The sequence below is a fragment of the Vibrio sp. E150_011 genome, assembly GCF_053544015.1.
Genome location: NZ_JBHFOL010000005.1, coordinates 160015 through 184107, shown reverse-complemented (window position 1 = coordinate 184107; position 24093 = coordinate 160015). Strand labels below are relative to the sequence as shown.

Below are 24093 nucleotides of genomic sequence, written 5' to 3'. Positions count from 1 at the left end.
ACTTGCGGAGAGCCTGTTAATGCGGCGGACACACTAGATGTCATCTAACGAATAAGGCACCGCAGTCGCGCAAAGTCATCAGGGCCACGACGTATGCGAATCGTCGATAAGTAGGCCGAATGTAGAGCGGCAGTCCAAAACCCATCAACATAAGTTTAGCGGATGTTTGACAACCGGGGGAATCCATGTAGCCGTTAAGTAGTGAGCAACGCAGCCTCTAAACCTAACCATACCACCTTAAACACAAAACCCAACGATGGAATGAAAAATGCCATTCGTTGGGAATCTGTCTTAAACGTTTTGTTAGGTTATGATTGTTTTTCCCACATTTTAGGCATGCCTACCTGTTCACATATATTGCACTGAAGTGTTTGACCATCATTAGTAACATGAAATTTCAAACTATCTTTTGGGTTACCATTGTGTAAAGACAATATATCGCCGCTAAATTCAGCACTCATAGAGAGTTTTTCCATGTCAGCGACATTCATCTCAGCCTTATCACCTTTGATTGTTAGTACGACAGGCAATGAAGGTTTTAGAAAACCGCCTTTAGTCATTGCGACATAAGTACCATCAGCATTACCACCACAACCTACGAGACTAAAACCTAAGATTATCGTGAGAATCAATTTTCTCATTTAAACTTCCTTATTTTATGGATATTGAATTACTGAAATCAGAATATCATAATGTAAAAAATAATGAGCTAATACAGGTGCATACAATTTGTGAGACAACTCAAACTTAGTTACATATTAGGTAACCTAACGCCTTACTAAGTGGCGCTTACATCTAACTTTACCAAGTTCCCGTAACTTCAAACCAAAACCGCCGAACGTTACGCGTCCACTTGAGTAATTTGTTATATCAATGCTACCGATTCACAATCAACGTTAGCTTACGCACAAACTCACTAAAACAATAAAAGCAAAGAGCTGATACAAAAATAAAGCCTAACATTGCGTTTACCGAGAAGTGCCCAATTAAACAAGTAAATGCGAGTACTAAACAGCAAAAACCTCCAAGCGTAACCCTCTTGACCCAATCTTCTTTTAACGCCTCATCGTAATCTTCCACGCTTGCATTAAGTTCCGACATGAAAACATGTGCAAAAGCAAAAGTCGCAAATGTGGGTAAACAGATAGCAAAGAATAGCGTCGATAATTGAAGAAATATGGAATCGTCGATAGAAGATGAACCACTAAATAAAGCCAAAAAATATGCTGCACAAAGGCCACTAAGTGCAGAATACATCCACTTCAACTGAGTATATTTATGATTGCTACTTGTTGTTACCACACGATCTCCAGAATTCAAAAAGTTGATATAACGCCTGCTTAAGTGGCGCGTGACGCACCACCAAACTTGAATTGCCCCCCGTAAACACTTAAGCCGCCTCTTGCTCCAAAATCGCCAAGCGTTACGAGTCCACTTGAAGCATTTGTTAGCTTACTGGACACATTCAACCTTTTCAAAAATAACACCAACGTCAGTTTTTTTTGCTATCAGTGCCTGATGGTCACCAATTAAAGCCAACTTAGTATTAGCATCGATTCCAGTACATATTTCTCTGCCACCTACACTTAGGTTATTATGAAATGCTCTATGTAGGACTTCGGCTATTAATCTGTCATCAAACGAGTAGTTTCCAAGTATACTGAAACTAACCAGATTCAATACATATATTGATGATATGACAACAAATAATAGCGAGCTTAGAACATTATTCGCTTCCTTATATATAAACGGCAACAAAACAAATGCGATAAATGATAGGGCCAACACGAATTGCACTATTAGTAGAAGAGCTAGAACAAAATATACCCACCTTGCTATATCGACGTATGGTTGAAGATCCGTAGAAGTCGTTCTTGTGAGTACCTCAATTACATTAGAAGATGCGTATATACTAGCAGCGTTGCACAGGACCACCGCTAGAGCAAATAGCAGTTTAAAGGGAAATGAGTCGACTAACTTATCTCTTTCTTTTTTGAAAAAAGTCCAATAGTAGCTAACAACAACTAAAGTAAATATTGCAGGTGCAATTATAAACTTGGGACTACCATCAACACTCGTAAACTCTGACAAAAAATATAGATAAAAATAATAAGTTATCGTAAAGCCCGTATATAGTTCTAGCCCATAGACTTGATAATTCGTCTTGTATATTTCTTTTCGCCTATTTATATACCCAAGGAGAGCTGAACCTGATACTAGGAAGTACAACAACGAAAGCAATTCTATCAATAATACATCCTCATTTAATAGTGTAAGCTAACGCCTTGCTAAGTTGCAGTTAACGACCACGACACTCAAGCAAAGCCACCTTAATCACTGGACTAAACCAAACCAAAAATGCCAAGCGTTAGCTGTCGACTTGAGCAATTTGTTATGTGTATTTTCTACCGTTTTTCTAAGCTCTTGCCAATTTGCATTGCCAGTTGAAACATGGCTAGGGACTCTTCATAGCCATCTAGGCTAGGGTGGTTTGAAAATGTTCCATTTGGTTTGATATCTTGAACAACCGCATCTATCAGTTGGTAAAAGTTTATTATATCTCGCGCTACTTCTCGCTCCAGCACTCCAATGTGTCTACACTGCTCTTGATATATATGGGAGTAATGAGCAGGAATATCGGCGAATAGAGTGTAATTACCATTAGGGTTTTTCTTTAGATACTCTACAGCCTCTTTAATGGACTCAAGATAATCCCGATTCTCTATAACTCGTATTAATACCGAGATCTCCGAAATTATCGAGTTTTTCACTTGCTCTGAAAATTGTTTAGACCTGCGCTCTTCAAGAAACTTTGTGGGGAAAAACGTAACCAAACCACCAACTAATGCCCCTCCAAGAGCAGAAATCACAGGAATCCATTGATTCGGCTGAGATTTCGCAATCATTTCTAATATTACTGCTAATTCCTGCTGTTCCATAGTTTCCTCTATAAACATAATGCCCTGCTAAGCTGCCGAAAACCGTGGCATATACTTTGCAAAGCAAAAATGCCACGCGTTTGAGGTCGGCTTAAGCAGTTTGTTATGCAAATTGTATGAACATGCTGATGGCCCAATATAGTACAGAAGAGGCACCAATAAACATAAATAACAGCATAAAGAACTGTTGCAACTTTGAAATTTCAGGGCTCGGTATCACATTTACATAGTCTGCTTGGATTTCGTCGGATTTAGTATACGTATTAATCTGTTGCCAAGTTAATGGTGGATAGTACAGATATTGGATAGTTACTTGCTCATTGGGAACTAGCGTTGGAATTATCAGCTCACTGCAGCCATGGATGTCATTTTCAACTTTGTGGTTTAGTGGTGGAGATACAAGATAACTCTTCGGTAGATTTGCATGCCCAATTCTAACGTTATTCGCAGATTTTTTGCCTACATTACGAACAACTATACTATGAACGTGGACACTTGAATTCGCGTCATCTTTTAATGGAATAGCAGATGCACTGACCATATAAGTAATTAGTTTAGGCTTTGCATCTAGATAGTTTTTCGTCACGATACCAATAATCGCTGTGATGATTGGTGCTACAAATTTTAGTATTAAATCAATGTCCAAAGACTACTCCTTATTTGCATAACACTTTATAGACGGACTAATTCCGTACCTTGCCGCACGCTACCGCCTTCTATTATCATAGAATCTGCCTATGTTAGAGCATTATTGTTTGAAAATCAGTTAGCTAAGTACTATTAAACTTGTTGCTCATCACAAAAGACTGAATTATTCCGTCTAAAAACGAATATCAAGCCCAGACTGCGATACTGTATATAAAAACAGTACTAGACATGACTATGAAATCACCATTTATGAGTTACATTCGTGACTTTATGCGCTCAAGGCATTATTCGGAACGGACGATCGATGCGTATTTAACCTGGATAGTGCAATACATTGTTTATCACGATAAAAAGCACCCTCGTGAACTCACGAGCAAAGATGTAGAAGCGTTTCTCTCCTACCTAGTGACGTCTCGAAACTTAGCAGCTCGTAGCCAGGCCGTTGCCCTAAATGCGTTAGTGTTTTTATACAAACACATTATCAATGCGCCAATTGACGTTAACATGCGATTCAAGAAATCAAATCGCTCCAAGAAACTGCCTACGGTGCTAACCACAAAAGAGGTGGTCAGTGTGCTAGAAAATATCGCGCCGGTGTATTTACTGCCGACACAGCTAATGTATGGCTCTGGATTACGTTTAATGGAGTGCTTACGACTTCGATATCAGGACATAGATTTTGAATATGGCGCACTGCGAGTATGGCGAGCGAAAGGAAATAAGAATCGTATCGTGACATTGGCGAGAGAGTTGTACCCTGCTATCAAACTGCAGCAGCAAAATGTCGAACGATGTTGGCGGCAAGATACCAAGCAACACGACTACGCAGGTGTATCATTACCCAATGCGCTCGCCACTAAATATCCTAACTCAAACAAAGAACTGAATTGGCAGTTTTTGTTTCCTTCAATAAGGCTTGCCATCGATCCAGTATCAAAGGAACGTCGGCGGCATCATATTAATGAGACAAGTATTCAAAAGGCGCTTAAACAAGCGGTTTCTAAAGCGGGCATCAGTAAACCAGTGAGTTGCCACACCCTACGGCACTCTTTTGCGACTCACTTGCTTGAAAGTGGTGCGGATATTCGAACGGTTCAGGAGCAGCTTGGTCATACCGATATCAAAACAACGCAAATCTATACGCATGTGGTGAATCGCGGAGCGAACGGGGTAAAGAGCCCCCTTTCTCATTTGTTATAGGCAATAAAAAAGGAGAGCAAATGCTCTCCTTTATAAAAGATCTAGACTGCTAACTAATTAAAGTGCAGCTTTCGCTTTTTCAACTAGAACTGCAAATGCAGCTTTGTCGAATACAGCGATATCAGCAAGGATCTTACGATCGATCTCGATAGATGCTTTCTTAAGACCGTTGATGAAACGGCTGTAAGATAGACCATTTTGACGAGAAGCCGCGTTGATACGTGCAATCCAAAGTTGACGGAATTGACGTTTCTTGTTGCGACGGTCACGGTATGCGTATTGACCTGCTTTTGTAACAGCTTGGAAAGCTACGCGGTAAACACGTGAACGTGCTCCGTAGTAACCTTTAGCTTGTTTTAGAACTTTCTTATGACGTGCACGAGCTTGTACACCACGTTTTACGCGAGGCATTATGTCTCTCCTAAACTAAACGATTAATAAACTAAAAAGAATTATGCGTATGGAAGCATACGAGCAACTGCAGCCACTTCACACTTTGGAAGGATTGCATTTGGACGAAGCTGACGCTTGTTCTTAGTAGTACGCTTAGTCAGAATGTGACGTTTACCAGCGTGCTTAAATTTGATGCCACCAGCTGTTTTCTTGAAACGCTTAGCTGCACCTTTGTTGGATTTCATCTTTGGCATGGATGAAGAACTCCGCATTGTTGAGTTAATAAACATAGTAATCAGGGCGAATGAAACCCTGCCGCGTTCCCTCTAAACTGAGGGGCGACAAGGTTAAATTACTTGCAAGCCGCTAATTACTTCTTCTTAGGGGCTAACACCATGATCATCTGGCGGCCTTCGATTCTCGTCGGGAAAGATTCAACAACAGCAATTTCCACTGTATCTTCTTTCAAACGATGAAGAACGTCGACACCGATCTCTTGGTGTGCCATTTCTCGGCCACGGAAGCGAATTGTTACCTTCACTTTGTTGCCGTCTTCTAGGAAACGCGTCAGGTTGCGTAGTTTTACCTGATAGTCTCCAATATCAGTTCCAGGACGGAATTTTATTTCCTTGATCTGGACCTGCTTTTGCTTTTTCTTCTGCTCTTTAGCAGATTTGCTCTTTTCAAAGAGGAACTTACCATAGTCCATCACACGACAGACTGGTGGCTCGGCGTTAGGGCTGATCTCTACGAGATCCATACCAGCTTCTAAAGCTGCATCTAGCGCTTCTTGGATCAATACGACACCAACAGGTTCACCATCTGCACCTGTTAGACGAACTTCACGTACGCCACGAATCTCACCGTTTAAACGGTGCTGGTTTTGTTTGGCCGGTTGTTGGCCACGTCTTCCGCCTTTAATAGGTTATTCCTCCAGATTGAGCTTACGGCTTGCGATTTCGGCTTGGATGTATGAGATAAAGTCATCCACTTTAAACTTGCCTAAATCGTTGCCCTTACGAGTACGTACTGCAATCTCTCCAGCTTCCATTTCTTGGTCGCCACAAACGAGCATATACGGTACACGTTTCAAAGTATGTTCGCGGATTTTAAAGCCAATCTTCTCATTTCTCAAGTCCGCTTTGGCTCTAATTCCACTTTTTTGCAGTTTTTTCGTAATTTCTTGAACATATTCAGACTGTTTGTCTGTAATTCCCATAACAATAGCTTGCTCAGGAGCTAACCATGTTGGGAAGAAGCCTGCATATTCTTCAATTAGAATGCCAATAAAACGCTCTAGTGAACCTAAAATCGCTCGGTGAATCATAACTGGCGTGTGACGCTCGTTATCTTCACCCACGTAAGTGGCACCTAGACGCTCTGGTAATGCAAAATCGAGCTGCACTGTACCACATTGCCAAGCTCGGTCCAAACAATCATGCAAAGTAAATTCAATCTTAGGCCCATAAAATGCACCCTCGCCTTCTTGAATCTCGTATGCGATGTCCATCGACTTAAGCGCAAGCTCAAGATCAGACTCGGCACGGTCCCACATTTCGTCAGAACCCACACGTTTTTCAGGGCGTGTAGACAGTTTTACTACGATGTTTTCAAAACCAAAAGTTTGGTACGTATCGTAGACCATCTCAATACAAGATTTCACTTCATCCTGCACTTGTTGTTCAGTACAGAACACGTGAGCATCATCTTGAGTAAAGCCACGAACACGCATAATGCCGTGCAACGCGCCTGATGGCTCGTTACGGTGACAAGAACCAAATTCAGCCATACGTAGTGGCAAATCGCGGTACGATTTAAGACCTTGGTTAAAGATCTGTACGTGACCAGGACAGTTCATTGGCTTAATCGCGTATTCACGGTTCTCTGAAGACGTCGTGAACATCGCTTCTGCGTACTTATCCCAGTGACCAGAGCGTTCCCAAAGCACGCGGTCCATCATTAATGGGCCCTTCACTTCTTGGTAATCGTACTCTGTCAGTTTTTGACGGATAAACACTTCTAGATCACGGAAGATAGACCAACCGTTGTGGTGCCAGAAGACCATACCCGGCGCTTCTTGCTGCATATGGAAAAGATCCAAGTGCTTACCAATTTTACGGTGATCACGCTTCGCAGCTTCTTCTAAGCGCGTCATGTGTTCTTTGAGTGCTTTCTTGTCGTGGAAGGCAGTACCATAGATACGCTGAAGCATCTTGTTGTCACTGTTACCACGCCAGTATGCACCCGCTACGTTCAGCAGTTTAAAGTGCTGACAGAAGCTCATGTTTGGCACATGAGGACCACGACACATATCAATGTATTCTTCGTGGTGGTATAGGCCTGGACGGTCGTCTTTAGCAACGTTCTCATCCAAGATTTCAATCTTGTAAGGTTCACTGCGACTTTCAAACGTATCGCGAGCTTCCTGCCAACTTACCTTTTTCTTAACAACTTGATACTTGGTTTTCGCCAGCTCTTTCATGCGTTTTTCGATCTTCTCTATATCATCTTGTGTTAGAGATTCTTCTAGATCGATATCGTAATAAAAGCCATTGTCTATCGTAGGACCAATCGCCATTTTTGCTTCTGGGTACAGCTGCTTAATCGCGTGACCCAATAAGTGAGCACATGAGTGACGAACGATTTCAAGACCGTCTGGGTCTTTCGCTGTGATGATTTCTAGGCTTGCATCGTTCTCAATAAGATCGCAGGCATCGACACGCTCACCATCTACACGACCAGCGATGGTTGCTTTCGCAAGACCAGGACCGATAGAAAGGGCAACATCGAGAGTAGAAACAGGGTTATCAAATTGACGCTGACTGCCGTCAGGAAGAGTAATTACAGGCATGTAGTATCCTATTACAGTGGTCTTGCACACCAAGCAAGACTTGCATTAATGGTTAACAGTATTACTCGAGGTAAAAAGTTACTCGAGGTAAAACTGCCACGATTTGGTAAAAGTTTTGGGTTATTAAATGCAAATACAGATGCACTCTCTAACGCAATGCGACATTGTAACTAATGAGTCTTAAATGACAATCGAATTTTGTGACACATCGCACTTTCATCCAATTCACGTTGAATGTGGCACTATCATCAACTCCTGACCGTTTGTTTATACCGGTATCGCTGATACAGCAGATATCAACCTCGTTAATTTCTATATAGCGGTTAGGTGAACAGTGTTGATTTAGCCGCATAATTTCCTACTATTAAATTATCACGTTTGGAACTATCACGACGTTTAGATATCTTGTTTCTAGGATAGATTTACGTACTGTAATTCAACGATTCATTAGCAGTTTCATAAGCAGAAAGGTGGCTAGTATGGACACACTCGATTATTACGTCAGACTCAACAAAAACGGTCATGCCAACGTCTATCGCGATGGCCATCTTCTCCTTGGAAGTGAAGTCATTGAAATCGACCATTTGCATCAGGTCGACAACAACCTAAGCTCAGAAGCGACGGCCATTATTCAACTCGCAAATGGCAATAGAATGACTGACGTAAAGGTCCATGAGGAATAGCAAGATCTTTGGTAGCTGAATATTTCCTTGTTCGAAACAGAGCTATTTACAACAGAAGTAGAAGTAGAAGTAGAAGTAGAAGAGTATGACGCATACAAAAGAAGGAAGCCTAGGCTTCCTTCTTGTCTTTTTTACCAAAAAAACTCACACCCGACTAGGGTATAGGCATCGATGGTGCTTATAGGTCGATAACGTCAAATTCAACGAGTGGAGAGATATCCGCTTCGTAGTCAACACCTTCAATACCAAAGCCAAATAACTTCAGGAACTCTTCTTTGTACTCAACGTAATCCGTGAGTTCTTTTAGGTTCTCTGTTGTAATCTGTGGCCATAGGTTTGCACAGTGTTGTTGAATATCGTCACGCAATTCCCAGTCATCAAGACGAAGACGGTTTTTGTCATCGACTTCTGCCGCGCTGCCATCTTCTTTATAAAGACGTTGTGAGAACATGCGGTGGATTTGCTCCATACAACCTTCATGAACGCCAGCTTCACGCATCTTCTTGAATACCATCGCAATGTACAGTGGCATAACAGGAATCGCTGAGCTTGCTTGTGTAACAACGGATTTAAGTACCGCTACGTTTGCACTGCCACCCGTTTCCGCAAGTTTAGCGTTAAGCTCAGAAGCCGCTCGGTCTAAGTCCATCTTAGCTTTGCCAAGTGCGCCTTCCCAGTAGATTGGCCATGTCAATTCAGTACCAATGTATGAGTAAGCCACGGTTTTACAACCGTCAGCAAGAACGCCAGCATCAGAAAGTGCGTTAACCCACAGTTCCCAATCTTCGCCGCCCATCACGGTTACCGTGTCGGCGATTTCTTCTTCTGTCGCAGGCTCAATGCTTGCTTCGATAATAGTATCAGAGTTGGTATCAACCGCCGTTGACGTGTACGTTTCGCCAATTGGTTTTAGCGATGAACGAATCACTTCACCTGTGTCTGGTAATTTACGTACTGGAGACGCCAGTGAGTAAACCACCATATCGATCTGACCAAGGTCTTCTTTGATCAAATCAATGACTTTCTGTTTAGCTTCATGAGAGAAGGCATCACCGTTAATGCTTTTCGCATACAAGCCTTCTTCTTTTGCTAATTTTTCAAATGCTGCCGAGTTGTAATAACCCGCCGTACCAGGCTTGCGCTCTGTCGCTGGTTTCTCGAAAAATACGCCGATTGTTGACGCACTACCACCAAATGCCGCAGCGATACGAGAAGAAAGGCCATAACCACTTGAAGAACCCACAACCAATACACGCTTAGGTGCATTCGCAATTGGGCCTTGTGCTTTGGTATAAGCAATTTGTTCTTTTACGTTAGCTTCACAACCTACTGGGTGAGTAGTAGTACAGATAAATCCACGAATTCGGGGTTTGATGATCATATTAAGTTCCTCAAAAAATCCCTTGTAGGATAAAAGGTTCAAAGGCAAACCGCATCTTTTTTCTGTTAAATCTGTTTAATTTGGTAAGTGGTTGGAGCACTTTAGCGTAAAACATGACCCTGCTTCCAACCAAAAGAAGAGCGCTAAAGCGCCCTTCTTGATTTTAATTCCCACATGTTTGTGGGAGCCTTAAGAGGATAGAAATCCACTATCAGCTCATTACTATGCCACGCTGTTTAGCTTGGGTTTAGCAACGCTGTGGGTGCGCACCTCACTCAAATCATGACTAAAGTGGTCCACCTGAATCGCTTTGTAGCGCAGTGCATCGGCCGCTTTAATCTTATCCACTTCGTCTTGCGTTAATACATCCGCCGCTAAGGCTTGTGTTAGACGTTCTTCAAGCAGCCCTTTCTTCGCCACTTTTCCTTCCTTAACGCCTTTGAACAATTTCTTTTCTAAGTCTTGGATGTCATACATAGCAATAAAGGCATTTTCCATCAGTCCGATTTTGTCATCGTCTTTAGGGCCGATATAACAGAGCTGAGTTAAACGGTCACGATGCGCGCCCGGTACCATCATGGATTTAGCAATCTTCATCCCAATCTCATCCGACGGTTTCTCGAAATGATTGCCAATTGGGAATAACAAGGCTTTCAATGTGCGTCCTGCCCAGCGCGCTGGGAAGTTACGGTATGCCTCATTCAAAGACGTTGCCGCGTGGTGCATACAATGCTGAACCGCGTAATGAACATAATCCAAGTCTGCCGCTTGACGCCCATCATCCTCGTATTTTTTCAATGCTGCAGAGGCCATAAACAAGTATGCCAGTCCATCACCTAAGCGCGCAGAAATCGTTTCTTTGCGTTTCAGGTCACCGCCCAACGTTAACATGGCAAAATCAGCGCTGACTGCTAATGCTTTACTCAGACGGGTTAAGTCTTTGTAGTAACGTTTCGTTGGACCACTCATATAAGCGCCAACAAACGCGGAACCGGTTAACGCGGCACCAAACGCACCAAATGTATTCTTAGTCGCGTGTCCAATATGTTTGAACAATAACTTATCAAAGTCTTCTGCCGCTTGTGTCTGATCCGGATTGGCCGCTGCTTCCATCTCTTGCAGTACATAAGGGTGACAACGCGTCGCTCCCTGACCAAATATCATCAGGTTACGGGTTAGAATATTGGCCCCTTCTACGGTGATCGCAACCGGGATCCCGAGGTAGCTTGATGACAGGTAGTTCATAGGCCCGTCTTGAATCGCTCGACCGGCGTGAATATCCATCGAATCATTCAAAATTGTTCGCGCCATTTCCGTCATATGGTACTTAGCAATGGCGGTGACAATCCCCGGTTTTTCACCCATATCAAGAGACGTGGTTGTCATGGTTCGTGTGGCTTCGAGCAGATAGGTCATCCCGCCGATGCGGCCCATGGCTTCCGCAACCCCCTCAAACTTACCAATCGACATGCCGAATTGCTTACGAACATACGCATAAGCGCCAGTCGTACGAGTAGTAAGGTGACCAATTGCGGTGCCAAGTGCAGGTAATGAAATCCCGCGACCCGCTGATAGACATTCCACCAGCATGCGCCAACCGCGCCCTGCGTAGTCTGCGCCACCAATCAGCCAATCCATAGGGATGAATACATCGTTGCCGCGAGTCGGGCCGTTCATGAAGGCTAGGTGTATTGGATCGTGACGCTCACCAATCTCAACGCCTTTGTGGTCAGCTGGAATTAAGGCACAGGTAATGCCCAAGTCCTCTTTTTCACCCATAAGCTGATCGGGATCGTGCAGTTTGAATGCTAGGCCAAGTACCGTCGCCACAGGGGCAAGTGTAATATAACGCTTGTTCCAATTTAGGCGAATACCAAGCACTTCTTTGCCTTCATGCTCGCCATAACAAACCACGCCTTTATCAGGAATACCACCAGCGTCAGAGCCCGCTTCCGGCCCCGTTAAAGCAAAACAAGGGATGTCAGTACCATCAGCTAAACGAGGTAACCAGTAATCTTTTTGTTCTTGTGTACCGTAGTGAGACAGTAGCTCCCCCGGACCGAGAGAGTTTGGCACCATGACCGATACCGCGGCACTGATACTGCGCGTCGCTATCTTGGTCACAATGGTGGAGTTAGCAAGTGAAGAAAATTCACGGCCGCCGTACTCTTTTGAGATGATCAAAGAGAAAAAGCGCTCGTTTCGCAAGTAATCCCAAACCTCTTTAGGGAGATCTCGGTCTTGGGTCACGATAGTGTAGTCATCCAGCATTTCCAACAAGGTTTCAAGCTCGTTATCCATGAAGGACTGCTCTTCTGCCGTAAGCGTTGGCTTTGGATACTGGTGCAATGTCTTAAAGTTTGGGGTACCAGAGAACAGCTCCCCATCCCACCAGACGCTACCCGCTTCCATAGCTTCACGCTCTGTCGCTGACAACGGTGGTAAAACTTTCTTAAACATTTTAAACGCAGGGTCACTAACCCATTTTCTTCTTAGAGAGCTCATGTTACCTATCCTTTTGTTCACAATACGTTTTTGTTATTTTTAGTCGTTATAAATTTCTAGTCGTTGTATAGAGTAAAACTGTTTTCGCTTAACTTAACCGAGGTTAATCTGCAGCCACCCCCGCGGAAAGATAAGGAATAATTTGGTCAATAATCACCTCGGCATCGACATCTCGCTTAAACGAGCTATAGGCAATTTCTGATAGTGCTTGGCTAGAAGCCATGGTGAAAACACAAGTTCCTAATGTGAAGTGCAAGCGCCAAAATAGCGTTTCCGGCGTAAGGTTTGTGTTGGCCTTGAGAACCGCTTGCGTAAACATGGCTAACGTTTCTGTGTATCGCGTTGTAATGAACCAGCGTAAGTGTCCTTGTACGTCGGTATAGCCTCGACCGACCAAAAGCATGAACCGACTCGCACCGTTAGGCTTCACTTGATTCAAACTTAACAACGGCTTTTTAAGTGCTTTGAAAACATCTTCCATCGAATGAGACTCTCGATCGTTAAGTTCATACAAGGCACTTTCAACCGCGGGCATAAACGCTTCCAAGTAACGGTTCAATACCGCTCTCACCAACGTTTTTTTGTCGCCAAAGTGGTAATTGACCGAGGCAAGATTCACATTCGCTTTACTCGTAATGGTGCGCAAAGACGTATCATTGAAGCCTTGCTCAGCAAACAAGACCTCTGCAACATCTAAGATTTTTTCCTTTGTGGTTATCTTTGCCATTTCAATCATCCGTATAAAACATACGTTTGAATATAACCCCGCAACAGCAACATAACAAGTGATTAACATCAAATATTTTAATACTGGTTAGACCAGAAAAGAAAAACACTCAATAACATTAGGAATTTACCGATAGAAATTTATTTGGATTTTTTACGAACTGAAGGGAACTAACGCCGGAAAGGTGGGTCTATTTAAAGGTAGTCAGTAATGAAGCGACAAGATACCACCTCCACTGATTTTTCATTGTTGGCTACAACGCTGCTTTTTTCTTATAAACTCCTATTTGTATGTGCCCAAACCACCATTGGTTTGGGCTTTTTTTTACCCCCAAAAACGGTTTAACCTAGCGTCACCAAAGCGATTTTGCATCTGAAAACAAAGATTTAAACCACAGTACAACCGTATCGATAATACGATTAAAGATAGAGCCCTGCTCAACACTCGATTTTGCGACTAAAGGTTCCGATATGATCTCATCGTTGCCAATTCGCCACGTGACGTTACCAACAATGTCCCCTTGTTTAACAGGCGCAATTAGCGGGGCGTAAATCTCGACGTCTTTTGATAGCTGCTTTCCTTTACCACGAAGATAGGTGGCATAGACATCTTGTTCAAAACCTACCGAGATTTGTTTTCCTTCCCCCTTCCAGACTCGTAACGATTTCTCATCTTTATCGGCGAGGGCGAGCTGCTCTGTTTCATAGAACCTAAAACCGTAATTAAGCAGCTGTCTCGATGCCTCTACACGGGTCTGTGTACTTGGTGTACCCATCACTACCGAGATTAATCGCATTTGCCCTTGTGTTGCTGAACTCACTAAGCTGTAACCCGCCTCCGAGGTGTAGCCCGTTTTTCCGCCATCCACGTTGAGAGAATTATCCCACAACAATCGATTACGATTGTATTGCTTAATGTCCGCCCAGGTAAAACGTTTCTCGGCATAAAGATCGTATACTTCAGGAACATCTTCGATGATGCGCCTCATTAGAACGGCCATGTTCTGCGGGGTGGTATGAATACCGTCGCCATCTAAACCATGTGCATTAATAAACTCGGTTTTGTCCATACCCAACGAGATGGCCCATTGATTCATCAACGCGACAAATCCACTTTCTGTTCCCGCAATGTGTTCTGCCAGTGCTACCGCAGAGTCGTTACCCGACTGTATGATGAGTCCACGCATCAAATCAGCAACCGTGACACTGTCACCTGGCTTGATGAACATTTTTGATGAATCTGGAAACTTCACAGACCACGCATTCTCACTAACCGCTACTGGACTATCCCAACTTGTGCGACCTGATTCAATTTCTTTACCAACCACATATGCGGTCATCAGTTTTGTTAGGCTTGCTGGTGCCAAGGCCTCATCTTGATTTCCTGATACCAAGATGCTGCCTGATTGATAATCCATCAACACGTAGCCTTTGGCATTTAATGTTGGTGGATTAGGTGTCACCAACGCATAAGCGTAAGCAGACGAACACAAAGTCATAGATGCTAACAGCAGTGACCATGATTTATTCATCCCACTGGCTCCTTAATTTACAAACGCAACCGTTCACTTTCGATAGAGGAAAGACATCGTTATGTCATCGGATCAATTCATCGAATCGTGAACGGAGCTAAAAAAGTGATTCCCCTACCCTCAAACTAGATGAAAGTCAGTGAATTCGCTTGGATTTTTTGTAAGATTTAATACATGGCTAACTTAAGATAATGACGCCGATGGGAAGCGATGAGAGATAACGTAGGTAACGAATCACAGGAGAGTACGAGAGGGACAACATGGAGGGTGAGGCAGTGGCTGTTACTGATAATCCATAAAGTAGGTCGCGGAGCCAACGTAGGTCTTCGCTTGATACATCGCGCGGTCAGCAATGGCGATGGCATCAGAGGAATCCCATTGAGATTCTTTACATAAGGTCACACCAATACTCATGTTGACGTTAAGGTCCTCACCGTCTTGGATCTTAAATGGATGCGAAAAGACTTGTAACAAATGTTCAGAGATACTTTCAGCATGGGGGCGATTTTTTATACCCCGCATCACCACAAGAAACTCATCCCCTCCTAATCTCGCAATAATATCTGACTGCCGTGTAAAGTCATGGATCCGCTGAGCAAGCTCGACCAAAATTTGGTCACCAATCGCATGACCATGCTTATCGTTGATGATCTTAAAGTTATCAACATCTAAATACAAGAACGCCACGGACTGACCATAATTTTGGTTATCAACCGTCATTTGTTGAAGTCGGCTCTCCAGCAATCGTCGGTTGGGTAAATTGGTTAACGGATCTAGATTTTGCGCTTCAATCACTTTTATTTCGCGCGCTTTTCGCTCTGAAATATCTCGAACGATCGCCAATAAGTAGTCAACTTTATTATATTCAACTAGATTGACACTCGCCTCCACGGGTATTTCAGAGCCATCTTTTCTTCTGTGTGTTGCTTCAATAAATTGGTTTTTTGCAAGTTTCATTTTCACAACATGCTCTTCCCATGAAGCACTGGCATCAAACAAAGGGTTGATATCAGGAACCGTCAACCGCAGTAACTCAAGCTTACTGTAACCCAGCCGTTTGTAGGCTAGTTCATTGCAGTTTAGAATTTGCGCCGTCAAAGGATCGACGACATAAATAGCGTCATTGGATTTTAGTACGAGTTGTTCAAGCAACACCTCTCCAGCTTGCGACTGGCGCTCACGGGATAGGTCGCGGATTTGAGCGATAAATTGAGTGGTCACGCCGTGAATATCTTGGTGGGCCACGATACACAAAATCGCATAGATTGTATGGCCATCTTTATGAATGTAGCGCTTAGATACTTCTATTGGCTTGGCCGGATCTTGTTCGAGCTCAATGCGAATCTTGCTGTTTAAGGCGATGTCTGACTGATGCGTAATCACGATTTCTGGGCGTGATATTTCCTCGAGTGTATACCCTAACAAGTTGAGTAGGGCTCGATTGACGTACTCTAGCTTACCGTCACGATCGCTGACAATCGTTGGTATTGGAGTCACGTCAAACAGTTTGAAAATTGCATTATCTAGACTCAGAAGCCTGTCCTCCGTTGAGTTGTCACCATGCTAAATCACTCAGCCCAGAAAAACCTGCGTGCTGTCCCCTGCTAACAACATGGGTCGATATTTCCGATTCATTTCCGGTAAAAAGAGCGAGTTTCGCTCCGCAACCATTCTATTGAAGCTTGAAATGAATCAAAATCGAACCTACTCAACATCGTTATTTACAAGATACTCAAAATTGAGACAGATCAAACTAATGTTTGATTACTCATTTTGTGGCATGTCGCATTTATCCGATACGTAATAGCATCGCCGCTTTCTTTTTTTCATTTTGCGGCAAATGCTATCGGTGGCACGTCTTATGAGTATCCAACCCCAAACCACGAAGCCTAATTTAAAGATGGCAACACTGGATTTGATCCACCAGGTTAAATCCATCCTCCCTCTTTATGACGAATCAACATTTAAATGTGGCCCAGACAGCACGTGTATTGGGTGTCCTAAAAAACTTCTCGAACTCGTAGAAACCGAAGTCAGTTACTGGGAGCATTCGTTGGCACGTGGTGTTGCGCCAAACTTTGAAGAGTTACGTCGGTTTGGGAAGTTATGCCATAGCGTCCGTAGAGGACTCATTCGCAACGGATTGACTCTTCTTGAGTCGTGAAATTATTTTTTTCTTTATTCGGTCTGATATCTCATCCCGTAACACACGTAGTAAGTAATTCGACAAAGGAAAACGTAGATGAAAGGACATGAGTGCATGAAGAACCGAATCCAAATACTTCAGTGTCGTACCGGACAACTGATTGGCTCGCTGTCTCTCAGTTTTTATCAAATTGAGATGCTCATCGATGAGCTCACTTCTGCTCACGTCAACGCGGAGGGTGATGAGGTTCGTCTCAATATTTACGAACAAGGGCACCTGACTCGCTCAATTAAAACCATTAAGACTGACCACATCAACCAACTCCTCATGTCAGCTTGATTCGGTCGGTGTCGAGGAGTAACTTGACGCTTGCAGCTTGAATTTCGCTCCCGAGAGATGGCAGTGAACCATGAATTTACACGTCAGTGATAAATTGAGTGCGTCGATTGATCCTGTTTAGACGTAACGCTTTGCTTTTCATCATCTCTGCTTTTTTTGCCAATGCGCTGTCACTCTCCTGCGCGTGTCAGCCTCCTCTTTAACTTAGCGGATACCTCTGTACTGGCCTGCTCCGCCCTACTCTCTGCCCCATTCGAGTCTAAGCATGATGAACGCTTTCCCTGCGCAATGTAATACTGAGGCTTTTCAGCAATAAATAATCGAAATCATTGAAATTTATTCGAATTTTATCCGGTCGAATGTCGTAGGTGTGATATTTGACTAAATTTTTTGCCCTGATTGGGCTCAATGCACTCTGACTATTGATTCTCACACGCTAAGCTTTACTATCTTTTATTAACAACTCGGCATGGTTTGCCACACTATTCACAATGGATGACAAAATGAATAAAAAAATATTCAGCACGCTCACGCTTACTTCATTAGCCTGTGCTTTTCCGTTTCAGCTTTATGCCCAAGATTCACACGCTCAAAGTGAAGCCTGGAACGCAGTCGTAAAGGAAGCTGAGGGGCAAACTGTATATTTTCACGCTTGGGGCGGCAGTCAAGAGATAAACCGCTACTTGCAATGGGCAGGAAAAGAAATAAAACAGAAATATGGTGTCACATTCAATCACGTCAAGGTCACGGATATTGCTGAAACCAGTGCTCGTTTACTAGCAGAAAAAGCAGCAGGTAAGAATGAAAACGGCAGTGTCGACATGGTGTGGATCAACGGTGAAAACTTCAAGTCAATGAAGGAAAACCAATTACTGAATGGGCCCTTCACTCATTCGTTACCAAGCTGGCAGTATGTTGACAAGTCTTTGCCTATCGACGTTGATTTTTCGGTACCAACAGACGGCTACGAGGCACCATGGGGGGTTGGGCAACTTGTGTTCATTCACGATACCGAGACGCTTAGAAACCCTCCGGCCTCTTATGTGGAAATGTTAAGCTATGCGCAAGCTTACCCAGGAAGACTGAGTTATCCCAAACCTCCAGAGTTTCACGGCACTAGCTTCTTAAAATCACTGCTTATCGAGCTTACTGACGATGATCCATCTCTGTCAAAACCAGTAGCTGAAGCTGACTTTGCCGGTGTCACTCAGCCTCTGTGGACCTACCTTGATGCCTTTCACAAAGTCGCATGGCGTGGCGGTAAGCAATTCCCTGCAGGCACGGCTGAATCTATTCAATTACTCGATGACGGGCAGCTCGACCTCGCCATTACGTTCAATCCAAATGCGGTATTTTCTGCCCAAGAAAATGGCAACCTCAGCACTTCAACCGCCGCTTATGCCTTGGACAGTGGTGCGTTATCTAACATCCACTTTCTCGCAATACCATGGAATGCTAATGCAAAGGCAGGTGCACTCGTCGCCATTGATTTTCTGTTAAGTCCAGAAGCTCAATCTCGCAAAGGAGACATTAAGGTGTGGGGAGACCCATCCGTACTGGAAAAACAATACTTAACCGGATCGGCCGCTAAGAGCCAATCATTTAAGTCGGTTGCAGAGCCCCACCCGAGTTGGCAGGCGGCTATCGAGCAAGAATGGCTGAAACGATATGGTAGCTAATTAATCATGTTAAGACTGTTGTACGGCGTGTTAGTCGTAGTCTGTATTTTACCAACAATACCGGGGTTACTCGGTGTTGTTATTGCGTCGCTTGGTTACATCCCACCGCTTAACCTCAATGAGTTTAACGTGAGTGGGTTTAGCCAAGTCTTCGCATGGCAAGGCGTCGAAACATCCATTTTATTGACCGTATCGACCGCCTTAGTCAGCAGTTATCTTGCGTGTTTACTGACGTTTTTCATCTTAGAAGCGTGCTGGAACCGCCCTTTTTGGAACAAGTTAGAATTAGCGTTATCACCGCTACTTGCCATGCCGCATGTGGCTTTTGCGATTGGTTTTGCTTTCCTCTTTGCGCCTACTGGCTTTGGCGTTCGAGCGGTATACGAGCTGCTTGGGGTTAACCTGCAACCCAATAATGATTCACTCACGTGGTTAATCAAAGACCCTTACGGCATTGGCTTGACCCTCATGTTGGCGATCAAAGAAGTGCCTTTCTTACTGCTGATGAGTATCCCAATACTAAAACAACTTAAAATTAGAGAAACGATTAAGGTCTCCTCCGCGCTGGGATACAACCATCACGCGACATGGTGGAAAGTGATCTTACCTCAATGGTTCACCAAAATGCGCTTTCCTATGCTGGCCGTCATCGCCTACAGCTTGTCGGTAGTCGACGTGGCACTGGTTCTTGGGCCAACCAACCCACCGACCTTTGCGGTCCTAGTATGGCAATGGTTCAATGACCCCGATCTTCATCTTCTACCAAGGGCATCGGCGGGAGCAGTGATCTTATTTGTGATCGCTTCACTGCTTATCGCCTTTGCTCGGGTCCTTGAGCGTGCCCTGTGTATTCGCTTTAAGCAATGGCAGTACTCTGGACGTCGCGCCCCGCGTTTCCCAGGTAGGTTAGTTATATTAGCGATCATGTGTTTATTTGCGATTATCGTGCCTTTGATCGTGACATGGACCTTCGCACAGCGTTGGCGTTTTCCCGATATCATACCTAGCCAATTCACCAGAAGATTTTGGGAATATGAATGGCACGGGGTCGTTGATGTCATGTCACAAAGCCTATCGATTGCGTTAGTCGCATCGACGACGGCGCTCATACTCGCCGTTGTCGGTCATGAATATCGACTTCGTTATCGATTGCAAGTCCCCGGTTTCGTCATCGCCATCCCTATGCTTATTCCTCAATTGAGTGTGTTGTTTGGGTTACAGATTGTGACGCTGGTCGTGAGTGATGGGCATTATGGATTCTGGGTATGTTGGTCACACGTATTTTTTGCTTTTCCTTTCGTTTACCTTGCCTTAGATGGACCATGGCGAAGCTATAATCATAAACTCACCCAAGTGTCATTGAGCCTCGGGAAGAGTCCAATTTACACATGGTTCCATATCAAACTGCCGCAATTATTGCCGGCAATCGTCTTTGCATGGGCGGTGGGCATCAGCGTCAGCTTGGCTCAGTATTTACCAACACTAGTACTTGGCGCTGGTCGAGTCTCCACGATTACGACCGAAGCCGTCGCGCTATCGAGCGGCTATGATCGCCGCGTGACCGCAATCTATGCCCTATTTCAAGCGTTACTTCCATTGCTATTTTTTACGCTGGCCATGTTAGTCAGTCGTCTGCATACGCGTTACCGAACACTAAGAGTGAAAGGATTATTACTGAATGAGTCTCTTGCTAGAAAACCTCGCCATCCGTAAGCATGATGGTGAGGTGTTGTTTTCTGATTTCAACATTACGATTCAACCCGGAGAAATTGTCACGCTCATGGGACCAAGTGGCTGCGGTAAGTCAACGTTACTTGATGTCATCGCTGGTCATTTATCGCCAGCGTTCACGTATTCTGGTCACGTGCGGTTAAATGATAAAGCGATCGATACGCTACCCGCGCACGAAAGGCGAGTCGGGATTTTGTTCCAAGATGACCTACTGTTTCCGCATTTAAACGTATGGGAAAACCTCGCCTTTGCACTGCCCAATACCATCAAAGGACAGACACGAAAAGAAGCCGCATTAGCAGCGCTAAAAGACATCTCACTGACGCAACTTGCTCAGCATTTTCCTGAGCAATTATCAGGAGGTCAGCGAGCAAGGATCAGCCTGACAAGGATGCTACTCGCTCAGCCGAATGTCGCCTTACTTGACGAGCCTTTTAGTAAACTGGATAAAACGTTACGTGGTCAGTTTCGGGACTGGGTTGTAGAGCAACTGTCTATCGCCAACATCCCCGCGTTAATGGTGACCCACGATCGTGATGACATTCCAACCAATAGCCGAGTGTTTGACTGGCCTTGGGAGAAGCACCATGCTTGATCGCGTTAGTATTAAACTGATTCGCTGGCCATTATCTGAGGGCGCTAAGCACTTAGATAGATGCGGCATCACCGCCAATCAAACGACGTTGTTTGGTTTTTTGCTGGGTTGTCTTGCCTTTCCTGCGCTCGTGACTGAGCAGTACACACTTGCCTTGGTGTTCATCGTACTCAATCGTATTTGTGACGGGCTTGATGGCGCCATCGCGCGTATTCAAGGAATATCCGATGCCGGTGGTTTTTTGGATATCAGCCTAGATTTCTTGTTCTATTCTCTTATCCCATTTGGGTTTGTTCTCGCGGCACCTGAAAGCAATGCTATCGCAGGCGCTTTTCTCATTTTTTCTTTTATTGGCACTGGGTCGAGCTTTTTAGCCTTTGCCGTTATGGCAGGAAAAAGAGGGATTGAAAACCCTGTGTATCAACACAAATCGCTCTATTATATGAGTGGGTTAACGGAAGGCACCGAGACCATTGGTTGCTTTGTCATACTCTGCTTATTCCCACAATATTTTTCGGCCATTGCAGTAACGTTTGGCATCGCATGTTGGTTCACCACATTCACTCGTATCTATTCAGGATTCCATACACTGCGAGCGGCAGAGGTCAACGAACAGAACACGGGCGAGTCTTAGTCATTGAAAAGCGATTGAAAAGCAGGAAATTATGACACAGCCCAGATTGTGATCGCCTCACGGTGTCGTTAATATGATAAAATTCACCGGTTATTTTTAGTCTTAGCAATGTAGGATATAACATGTCTTCTGATTACACTGGTTCTAGCTCTGCGTACGCCCGCCAAGAAAGTGGTTATCGTGAGAAAGCGTTGAAACTCTACCCATGGGTATGTGGAAACTGTGCCCGTGAGTTTGTCTATTCCAATCTTCGTGAACTGACGGTTCACCACAAAGACCACGATCACACAAATAACCCTAACGACGGCAGCAACTGGGAGCTTTTGTGTCTGTATTGCCACGATCATGAGCACTCTAAGTACAGTGACCATGAACGTTACGGTAGCGAGATCAAGCCGGGACAAGATGAGCATGAAAGTGCGACTCACAACCCATTCGCTGATCTTGCAAAAATGATGAAAAATTAAGGTGTGGTGCTATGTACTAGGTGCTAGGTGCTAGGTGCTAGGTGCTAGGTGCTAGGTGCTAGGTGCTAAACCATAAAACACCAACAGCAGATAATAAAAAAAGGATACCAATTGGTATCCTTTTTCGTTACTTATCGATGCGTATTAAACATCAACTTTGTTTATTAAACGTCGTATGTCGTCGATGCAGTATCGCCGCCTGTACCAGTCCAGTTTGTGTGGAAGAATTCACCACGTGGACGGTCAGTACGCTCATAAGTGTGAGCACCGAAGTAGTCACGTTGAGCTTGTAGCAGGTTCGCTGGAAGACGCGCTGTTGTGTAGCCGTCTAGGAACGTTAGTGCAGAAGTCATACATGGCATTGGGATGCCTGATTCCATAGACTTAGCTGCAACTTTACGCCAAGCGCCCATGCAGTTGTCTAGGATGCCTTTGAAGTATGCATCTGAACCTAGGAATGCAATCTCTGGGTTCGCTTCGTAAGCATCACGAATGTTGCCTAGGAATGCAGAACGGATGATACAACCGCCACGCCACATAAGTGCAACGTTACCGTAGTTTAGATCCCAGCCGTTTTCGTTCGACGCTTCACGCATTAGCATGAAACCTTGAGCGTAAGAGATGATCTTAGACGCCAGTAGAGCCTGACGGATTGCGTCAACCCACTCTTGCTTGTCGCCTTCAACGGGAGCAACAGTCTTGCCGAACAGTTTTTCAGCTTCAACACGTTGGTCTTTAAGTGCAGATAGGCAACGAGAGAATACAGACTCAGTGATTAGAGTCAGTGGGATACCCATGTCTAGTGCGTTGATACCTGTCCATTTACCGGTACCTTTTTGGCCAGCCGTGTCTAGGATTTTCTCTACTAGCGCTTCACCGTCTTCATCTTTGTAGCCAAGGATGTCAGCCGTGATTTCTACTAGGTAGCTGTCTAGCTCCGTTTTGTTCCAGTCAGCAAATACCGCCTGCATTTCGTCGTGGTTCATACCTAGGCCATCTTTCATGAACTGGTATGCTTCAGTGATAAGCTGCATGTCACCGTATTCGATGCCATTGTGAACCATCTTAACGAAGTGACCAGCACCATCGTTACCAACCCAATCACAACAAGGCTCACCTGCGTCAGTTTTCGCAGAGATGCCTTGGAAGATAGGCTTAACCGCTTCCCACGCTTCAGGAGAACCGCCTGGCATGATTGAAGGACCAAAACGCGCGCCTTCTTCACCACCAGAAACACCCGTACCGATGAAGTGGATACCTTTCTCGCGAAGCGCAGCTACACGACGGTTAGTGTCTGGGAAGTTAGTGTTACCACCATCGATGATGATGTCGCCTTTGTCTAGAAGCGGGACAAGCTTGTCGATGAACGTGTCTACCACGTCACCAGCACGAACCATAAGCATCACTTTACGTGGTGTTTCTAGCTTATCAACCAGCTCTTCTAATGAGTAAGCGCCAACAATGTCAGTGCCTTTCGCAGGGCCTTCTAAGAATTCGTCAACTTTGGCAGCAGTACGGTTATGCGCCACAACTTTAAAGCCGTGATCGTTCATGTTTAGGATAAGGTTCTGACCCATTACAGCCAAACCAATTACACCAATATCACCTTTCATCGTTCTCTCCATTAATTCGGCAACTTAACTT

The 24093-nt window shown here is 44.4% G+C and carries 23 protein-coding genes; 9 read left to right on the top strand and 14 right to left on the bottom strand.

The window, feature by feature from the left end:
* Nucleotides 1-308: 308 nt before the first annotated feature.
* From ACE1OE_RS10680 to ACE1OE_RS10665, 4 genes are all read right to left on the bottom strand, one after another.
* Complete coding sequence (locus ACE1OE_RS10680) at nt 309-641, bottom strand: hypothetical protein (protein WP_449211009.1); 333 nt, start codon at nt 639-641, stop codon at nt 309-311.
* 235 nt (nt 642-876) lie between these two features.
* Nucleotides 877-1302 (bottom strand): hypothetical protein, encoded by a 426-nt coding sequence (locus ACE1OE_RS10675; protein WP_449211008.1) that lies wholly within the window; start codon nt 1300-1302, stop codon nt 877-879.
* 1103 nt (nt 1303-2405) lie between these two features.
* Complete coding sequence (locus ACE1OE_RS10670) at nt 2406-2939, bottom strand: hypothetical protein (protein ID WP_449211007.1); 534 nt, start codon at nt 2937-2939, stop codon at nt 2406-2408.
* A 103-nt stretch (nt 2940-3042) separates the two neighbouring features.
* Nucleotides 3043-3585, bottom strand: a complete 543-nt coding sequence (locus ACE1OE_RS10665; protein WP_449211006.1) for a hypothetical protein — start codon at nt 3583-3585, stop codon at nt 3043-3045.
* 236 nt (nt 3586-3821) lie between these two features.
* Here ACE1OE_RS10665 and ACE1OE_RS10660 point away from each other — a divergent pair, with 236 nt between their 5' ends.
* Nucleotides 3822-4787 carry an integron integrase gene (locus tag ACE1OE_RS10660; RefSeq protein WP_449211102.1) on the top strand — a complete coding sequence of 322 codons (966 nt, stop codon included), beginning with the start codon at nt 3822-3824 and terminating at the stop codon, nt 4785-4787.
* Between the two features lie 57 nt (nt 4788-4844).
* On the opposite strand, the gene rplT is transcribed toward ACE1OE_RS10660, so the two are convergent.
* The 4 genes from rplT to thrS all read right to left on the bottom strand — a co-directional run bounded on the left by rplT (nt 4845) and on the right by thrS (nt 8031).
* Nucleotides 4845-5198 carry a 50S ribosomal protein L20 gene (rplT, locus tag ACE1OE_RS10655; RefSeq protein ID WP_004401084.1) on the bottom strand — a complete coding sequence of 118 codons (354 nt, stop codon included), beginning with the start codon at nt 5196-5198 and terminating at the stop codon, nt 4845-4847.
* 41 nt (nt 5199-5239) lie between these two features.
* Nucleotides 5240-5434 carry a 50S ribosomal protein L35 gene (gene rpmI / locus ACE1OE_RS10650; RefSeq protein ID WP_102471585.1) on the bottom strand — a complete coding sequence of 65 codons (195 nt, stop codon included), beginning with the start codon at nt 5432-5434 and terminating at the stop codon, nt 5240-5242.
* A 116-nt stretch (nt 5435-5550) separates the two neighbouring features.
* Nucleotides 5551-6102: a translation initiation factor IF-3 gene (gene infC / locus ACE1OE_RS10645; RefSeq protein WP_102471584.1), complete on the bottom strand. Its 552-nt coding sequence runs from the start codon at nt 6100-6102 to the stop codon at nt 5551-5553.
* 3 nt (nt 6103-6105) lie between these two features.
* Entirely contained in the window at nt 6106-8031 is a 1926-nt protein-coding gene (thrS, locus tag ACE1OE_RS10640) for a threonine--tRNA ligase (protein ID WP_449211005.1), read from the bottom strand.
* Between the two features lie 479 nt (nt 8032-8510).
* Between thrS and ACE1OE_RS10635 the strand changes: the two genes are divergently transcribed.
* On the top strand, nt 8511-8714 hold the full coding sequence (locus ACE1OE_RS10635) for a hypothetical protein (protein ID WP_102471582.1): 204 nt from the start codon (nt 8511-8513) through the stop codon (nt 8712-8714).
* Nucleotides 8715-8892: 178 nt separating this feature from the next.
* On the opposite strand, the gene fabV is transcribed toward ACE1OE_RS10635, so the two are convergent.
* The 5 genes from fabV to ACE1OE_RS10610 form a co-directional block, all read right to left on the bottom strand.
* On the bottom strand, nt 8893-10095 hold the full coding sequence (gene fabV / locus ACE1OE_RS10630) for an enoyl-ACP reductase FabV (RefSeq protein WP_102471581.1): 1203 nt from the start codon (nt 10093-10095) through the stop codon (nt 8893-8895).
* Nucleotides 10096-10317: 222 nt separating this feature from the next.
* Nucleotides 10318-12600: an acyl-CoA dehydrogenase gene (locus ACE1OE_RS10625; protein WP_102471580.1), complete on the bottom strand. Its 2283-nt coding sequence runs from the start codon at nt 12598-12600 to the stop codon at nt 10318-10320.
* Nucleotides 12601-12703: 103 nt separating this feature from the next.
* Nucleotides 12704-13336 carry a TetR/AcrR family transcriptional regulator gene (locus tag ACE1OE_RS10620; RefSeq protein WP_449211004.1) on the bottom strand — a complete coding sequence of 211 codons (633 nt, stop codon included), beginning with the start codon at nt 13334-13336 and terminating at the stop codon, nt 12704-12706.
* Between the two features lie 343 nt (nt 13337-13679).
* On the bottom strand, nt 13680-14858 hold the full coding sequence (locus tag ACE1OE_RS10615) for a D-alanyl-D-alanine carboxypeptidase family protein (RefSeq protein ID WP_449211003.1): 1179 nt from the start codon (nt 14856-14858) through the stop codon (nt 13680-13682).
* 282 nt (nt 14859-15140) lie between these two features.
* Entirely contained in the window at nt 15141-16355 is a 1215-nt protein-coding gene (locus ACE1OE_RS10610; RefSeq protein WP_449211002.1) for a diguanylate cyclase domain-containing protein, read from the bottom strand.
* A gap of 364 nt (nt 16356-16719) precedes the next feature.
* Between ACE1OE_RS10610 and ACE1OE_RS10605 the strand changes: the two genes are divergently transcribed.
* The 7 genes from ACE1OE_RS10605 (at nt 16720) to ACE1OE_RS10575 (ending at nt 22449) form a co-directional block, all read left to right on the top strand.
* On the top strand, nt 16720-17022 hold the full coding sequence (locus ACE1OE_RS10605) for a hypothetical protein (protein ID WP_449211001.1): 303 nt from the start codon (nt 16720-16722) through the stop codon (nt 17020-17022).
* A gap of 96 nt (nt 17023-17118) precedes the next feature.
* Entirely contained in the window at nt 17119-17343 is a 225-nt protein-coding gene (locus ACE1OE_RS10600) for a hypothetical protein (RefSeq protein WP_449211000.1), read from the top strand.
* A 503-nt stretch (nt 17344-17846) separates the two neighbouring features.
* Nucleotides 17847-19022: an ABC transporter substrate-binding protein gene (locus tag ACE1OE_RS10595; RefSeq protein ID WP_449210999.1), complete on the top strand. Its 1176-nt coding sequence runs from the start codon at nt 17847-17849 to the stop codon at nt 19020-19022.
* Between the two features lie 6 nt (nt 19023-19028).
* On the top strand, nt 19029-20735 hold the full coding sequence (locus tag ACE1OE_RS10590) for an ABC transporter permease (RefSeq protein ID WP_449210998.1): 1707 nt from the start codon (nt 19029-19031) through the stop codon (nt 20733-20735).
* Nucleotides 20701-21348 (top strand): ATP-binding cassette domain-containing protein, encoded by a 648-nt coding sequence (locus ACE1OE_RS10585; protein WP_372063069.1) that lies wholly within the window; start codon nt 20701-20703, stop codon nt 21346-21348. Before ACE1OE_RS10590 ends, ACE1OE_RS10585 begins: the two co-directional genes overlap by 35 nt.
* Complete coding sequence (locus ACE1OE_RS10580) at nt 21341-21982, top strand: CDP-alcohol phosphatidyltransferase family protein (protein WP_449210997.1); 642 nt, start codon at nt 21341-21343, stop codon at nt 21980-21982. The genes ACE1OE_RS10585 and ACE1OE_RS10580 overlap by 8 nt, the downstream gene beginning before the upstream one ends.
* 122 nt (nt 21983-22104) lie before the next feature.
* The gene (locus ACE1OE_RS10575; protein WP_449210996.1) at nt 22105-22449 is read left to right on the top strand and encodes a YajD family HNH nuclease; all 345 of its coding nucleotides are present in this window, start codon (nt 22105-22107) and stop codon (nt 22447-22449) included.
* 164 nt (nt 22450-22613) lie between these two features.
* Here the strand turns inward: ACE1OE_RS10575 and gnd are convergent, their stop codons facing one another.
* Nucleotides 22614-24062 (bottom strand): decarboxylating NADP(+)-dependent phosphogluconate dehydrogenase, encoded by a 1449-nt coding sequence (gene gnd / locus ACE1OE_RS10570; protein ID WP_102471570.1) that lies wholly within the window; start codon nt 24060-24062, stop codon nt 22614-22616.
* Nucleotides 24063-24093: the final 31 nt, after the last annotated feature.

Coding starts and splice junctions, on each gene's coding strand:
- ACE1OE_RS10680 (WP_449211009.1), bottom strand. CDS start 641: ATGAGAAAATTGATTCTCACGATAATCTTAGGTTTTAGTCTCGTAGGT.
- ACE1OE_RS10670 (WP_449211007.1), bottom strand. CDS start 2,939: ATGGAACAGCAGGAATTAGCAGTAATATTAGAAATGATTGCGAAATCT.
- ACE1OE_RS10660 (WP_449211102.1), top strand. CDS start 3,822: ATGAAATCACCATTTATGAGTTACATTCGTGACTTTATGCGCTCAAGG.
- rplT (WP_004401084.1), bottom strand. CDS start 5,198: ATGCCTCGCGTAAAACGTGGTGTACAAGCTCGTGCACGTCATAAGAAA.
- rpmI (WP_102471585.1), bottom strand. CDS start 5,434: ATGCCAAAGATGAAATCCAACAAAGGTGCAGCTAAGCGTTTCAAGAAA.
- thrS (WP_449211005.1), bottom strand. CDS start 8,031: ATGCCTGTAATTACTCTTCCTGACGGCAGTCAGCGTCAATTTGATAAC.
- ACE1OE_RS10635 (WP_102471582.1), top strand. CDS start 8,511: ATGGACACACTCGATTATTACGTCAGACTCAACAAAAACGGTCATGCC.
- fabV (WP_102471581.1), bottom strand. CDS start 10,095: ATGATCATCAAACCCCGAATTCGTGGATTTATCTGTACTACTACTCAC.
- ACE1OE_RS10625 (WP_102471580.1), bottom strand. CDS start 12,600: ATGAGCTCTCTAAGAAGAAAATGGGTTAGTGACCCTGCGTTTAAAATG.
- ACE1OE_RS10620 (WP_449211004.1), bottom strand. CDS start 13,336: ATGATTGAAATGGCAAAGATAACCACAAAGGAAAAAATCTTAGATGTT.
- ACE1OE_RS10615 (WP_449211003.1), bottom strand. CDS start 14,858: ATGAATAAATCATGGTCACTGCTGTTAGCATCTATGACTTTGTGTTCG.
- ACE1OE_RS10605 (WP_449211001.1), top strand. CDS start 16,720: ATGAGTATCCAACCCCAAACCACGAAGCCTAATTTAAAGATGGCAACA.
- ACE1OE_RS10600 (WP_449211000.1), top strand. CDS start 17,119: ATGAAGAACCGAATCCAAATACTTCAGTGTCGTACCGGACAACTGATT.
- ACE1OE_RS10595 (WP_449210999.1), top strand. CDS start 17,847: ATGAATAAAAAAATATTCAGCACGCTCACGCTTACTTCATTAGCCTGT.
- ACE1OE_RS10590 (WP_449210998.1), top strand. CDS start 19,029: ATGTTAAGACTGTTGTACGGCGTGTTAGTCGTAGTCTGTATTTTACCA.
- ACE1OE_RS10585 (WP_372063069.1), top strand. CDS start 20,701: ATGAGTCTCTTGCTAGAAAACCTCGCCATCCGTAAGCATGATGGTGAG.
- ACE1OE_RS10580 (WP_449210997.1), top strand. CDS start 21,341: ATGCTTGATCGCGTTAGTATTAAACTGATTCGCTGGCCATTATCTGAG.
- ACE1OE_RS10575 (WP_449210996.1), top strand. CDS start 22,105: ATGTCTTCTGATTACACTGGTTCTAGCTCTGCGTACGCCCGCCAAGAA.
- gnd (WP_102471570.1), bottom strand. CDS start 24,062: ATGAAAGGTGATATTGGTGTAATTGGTTTGGCTGTAATGGGTCAGAAC.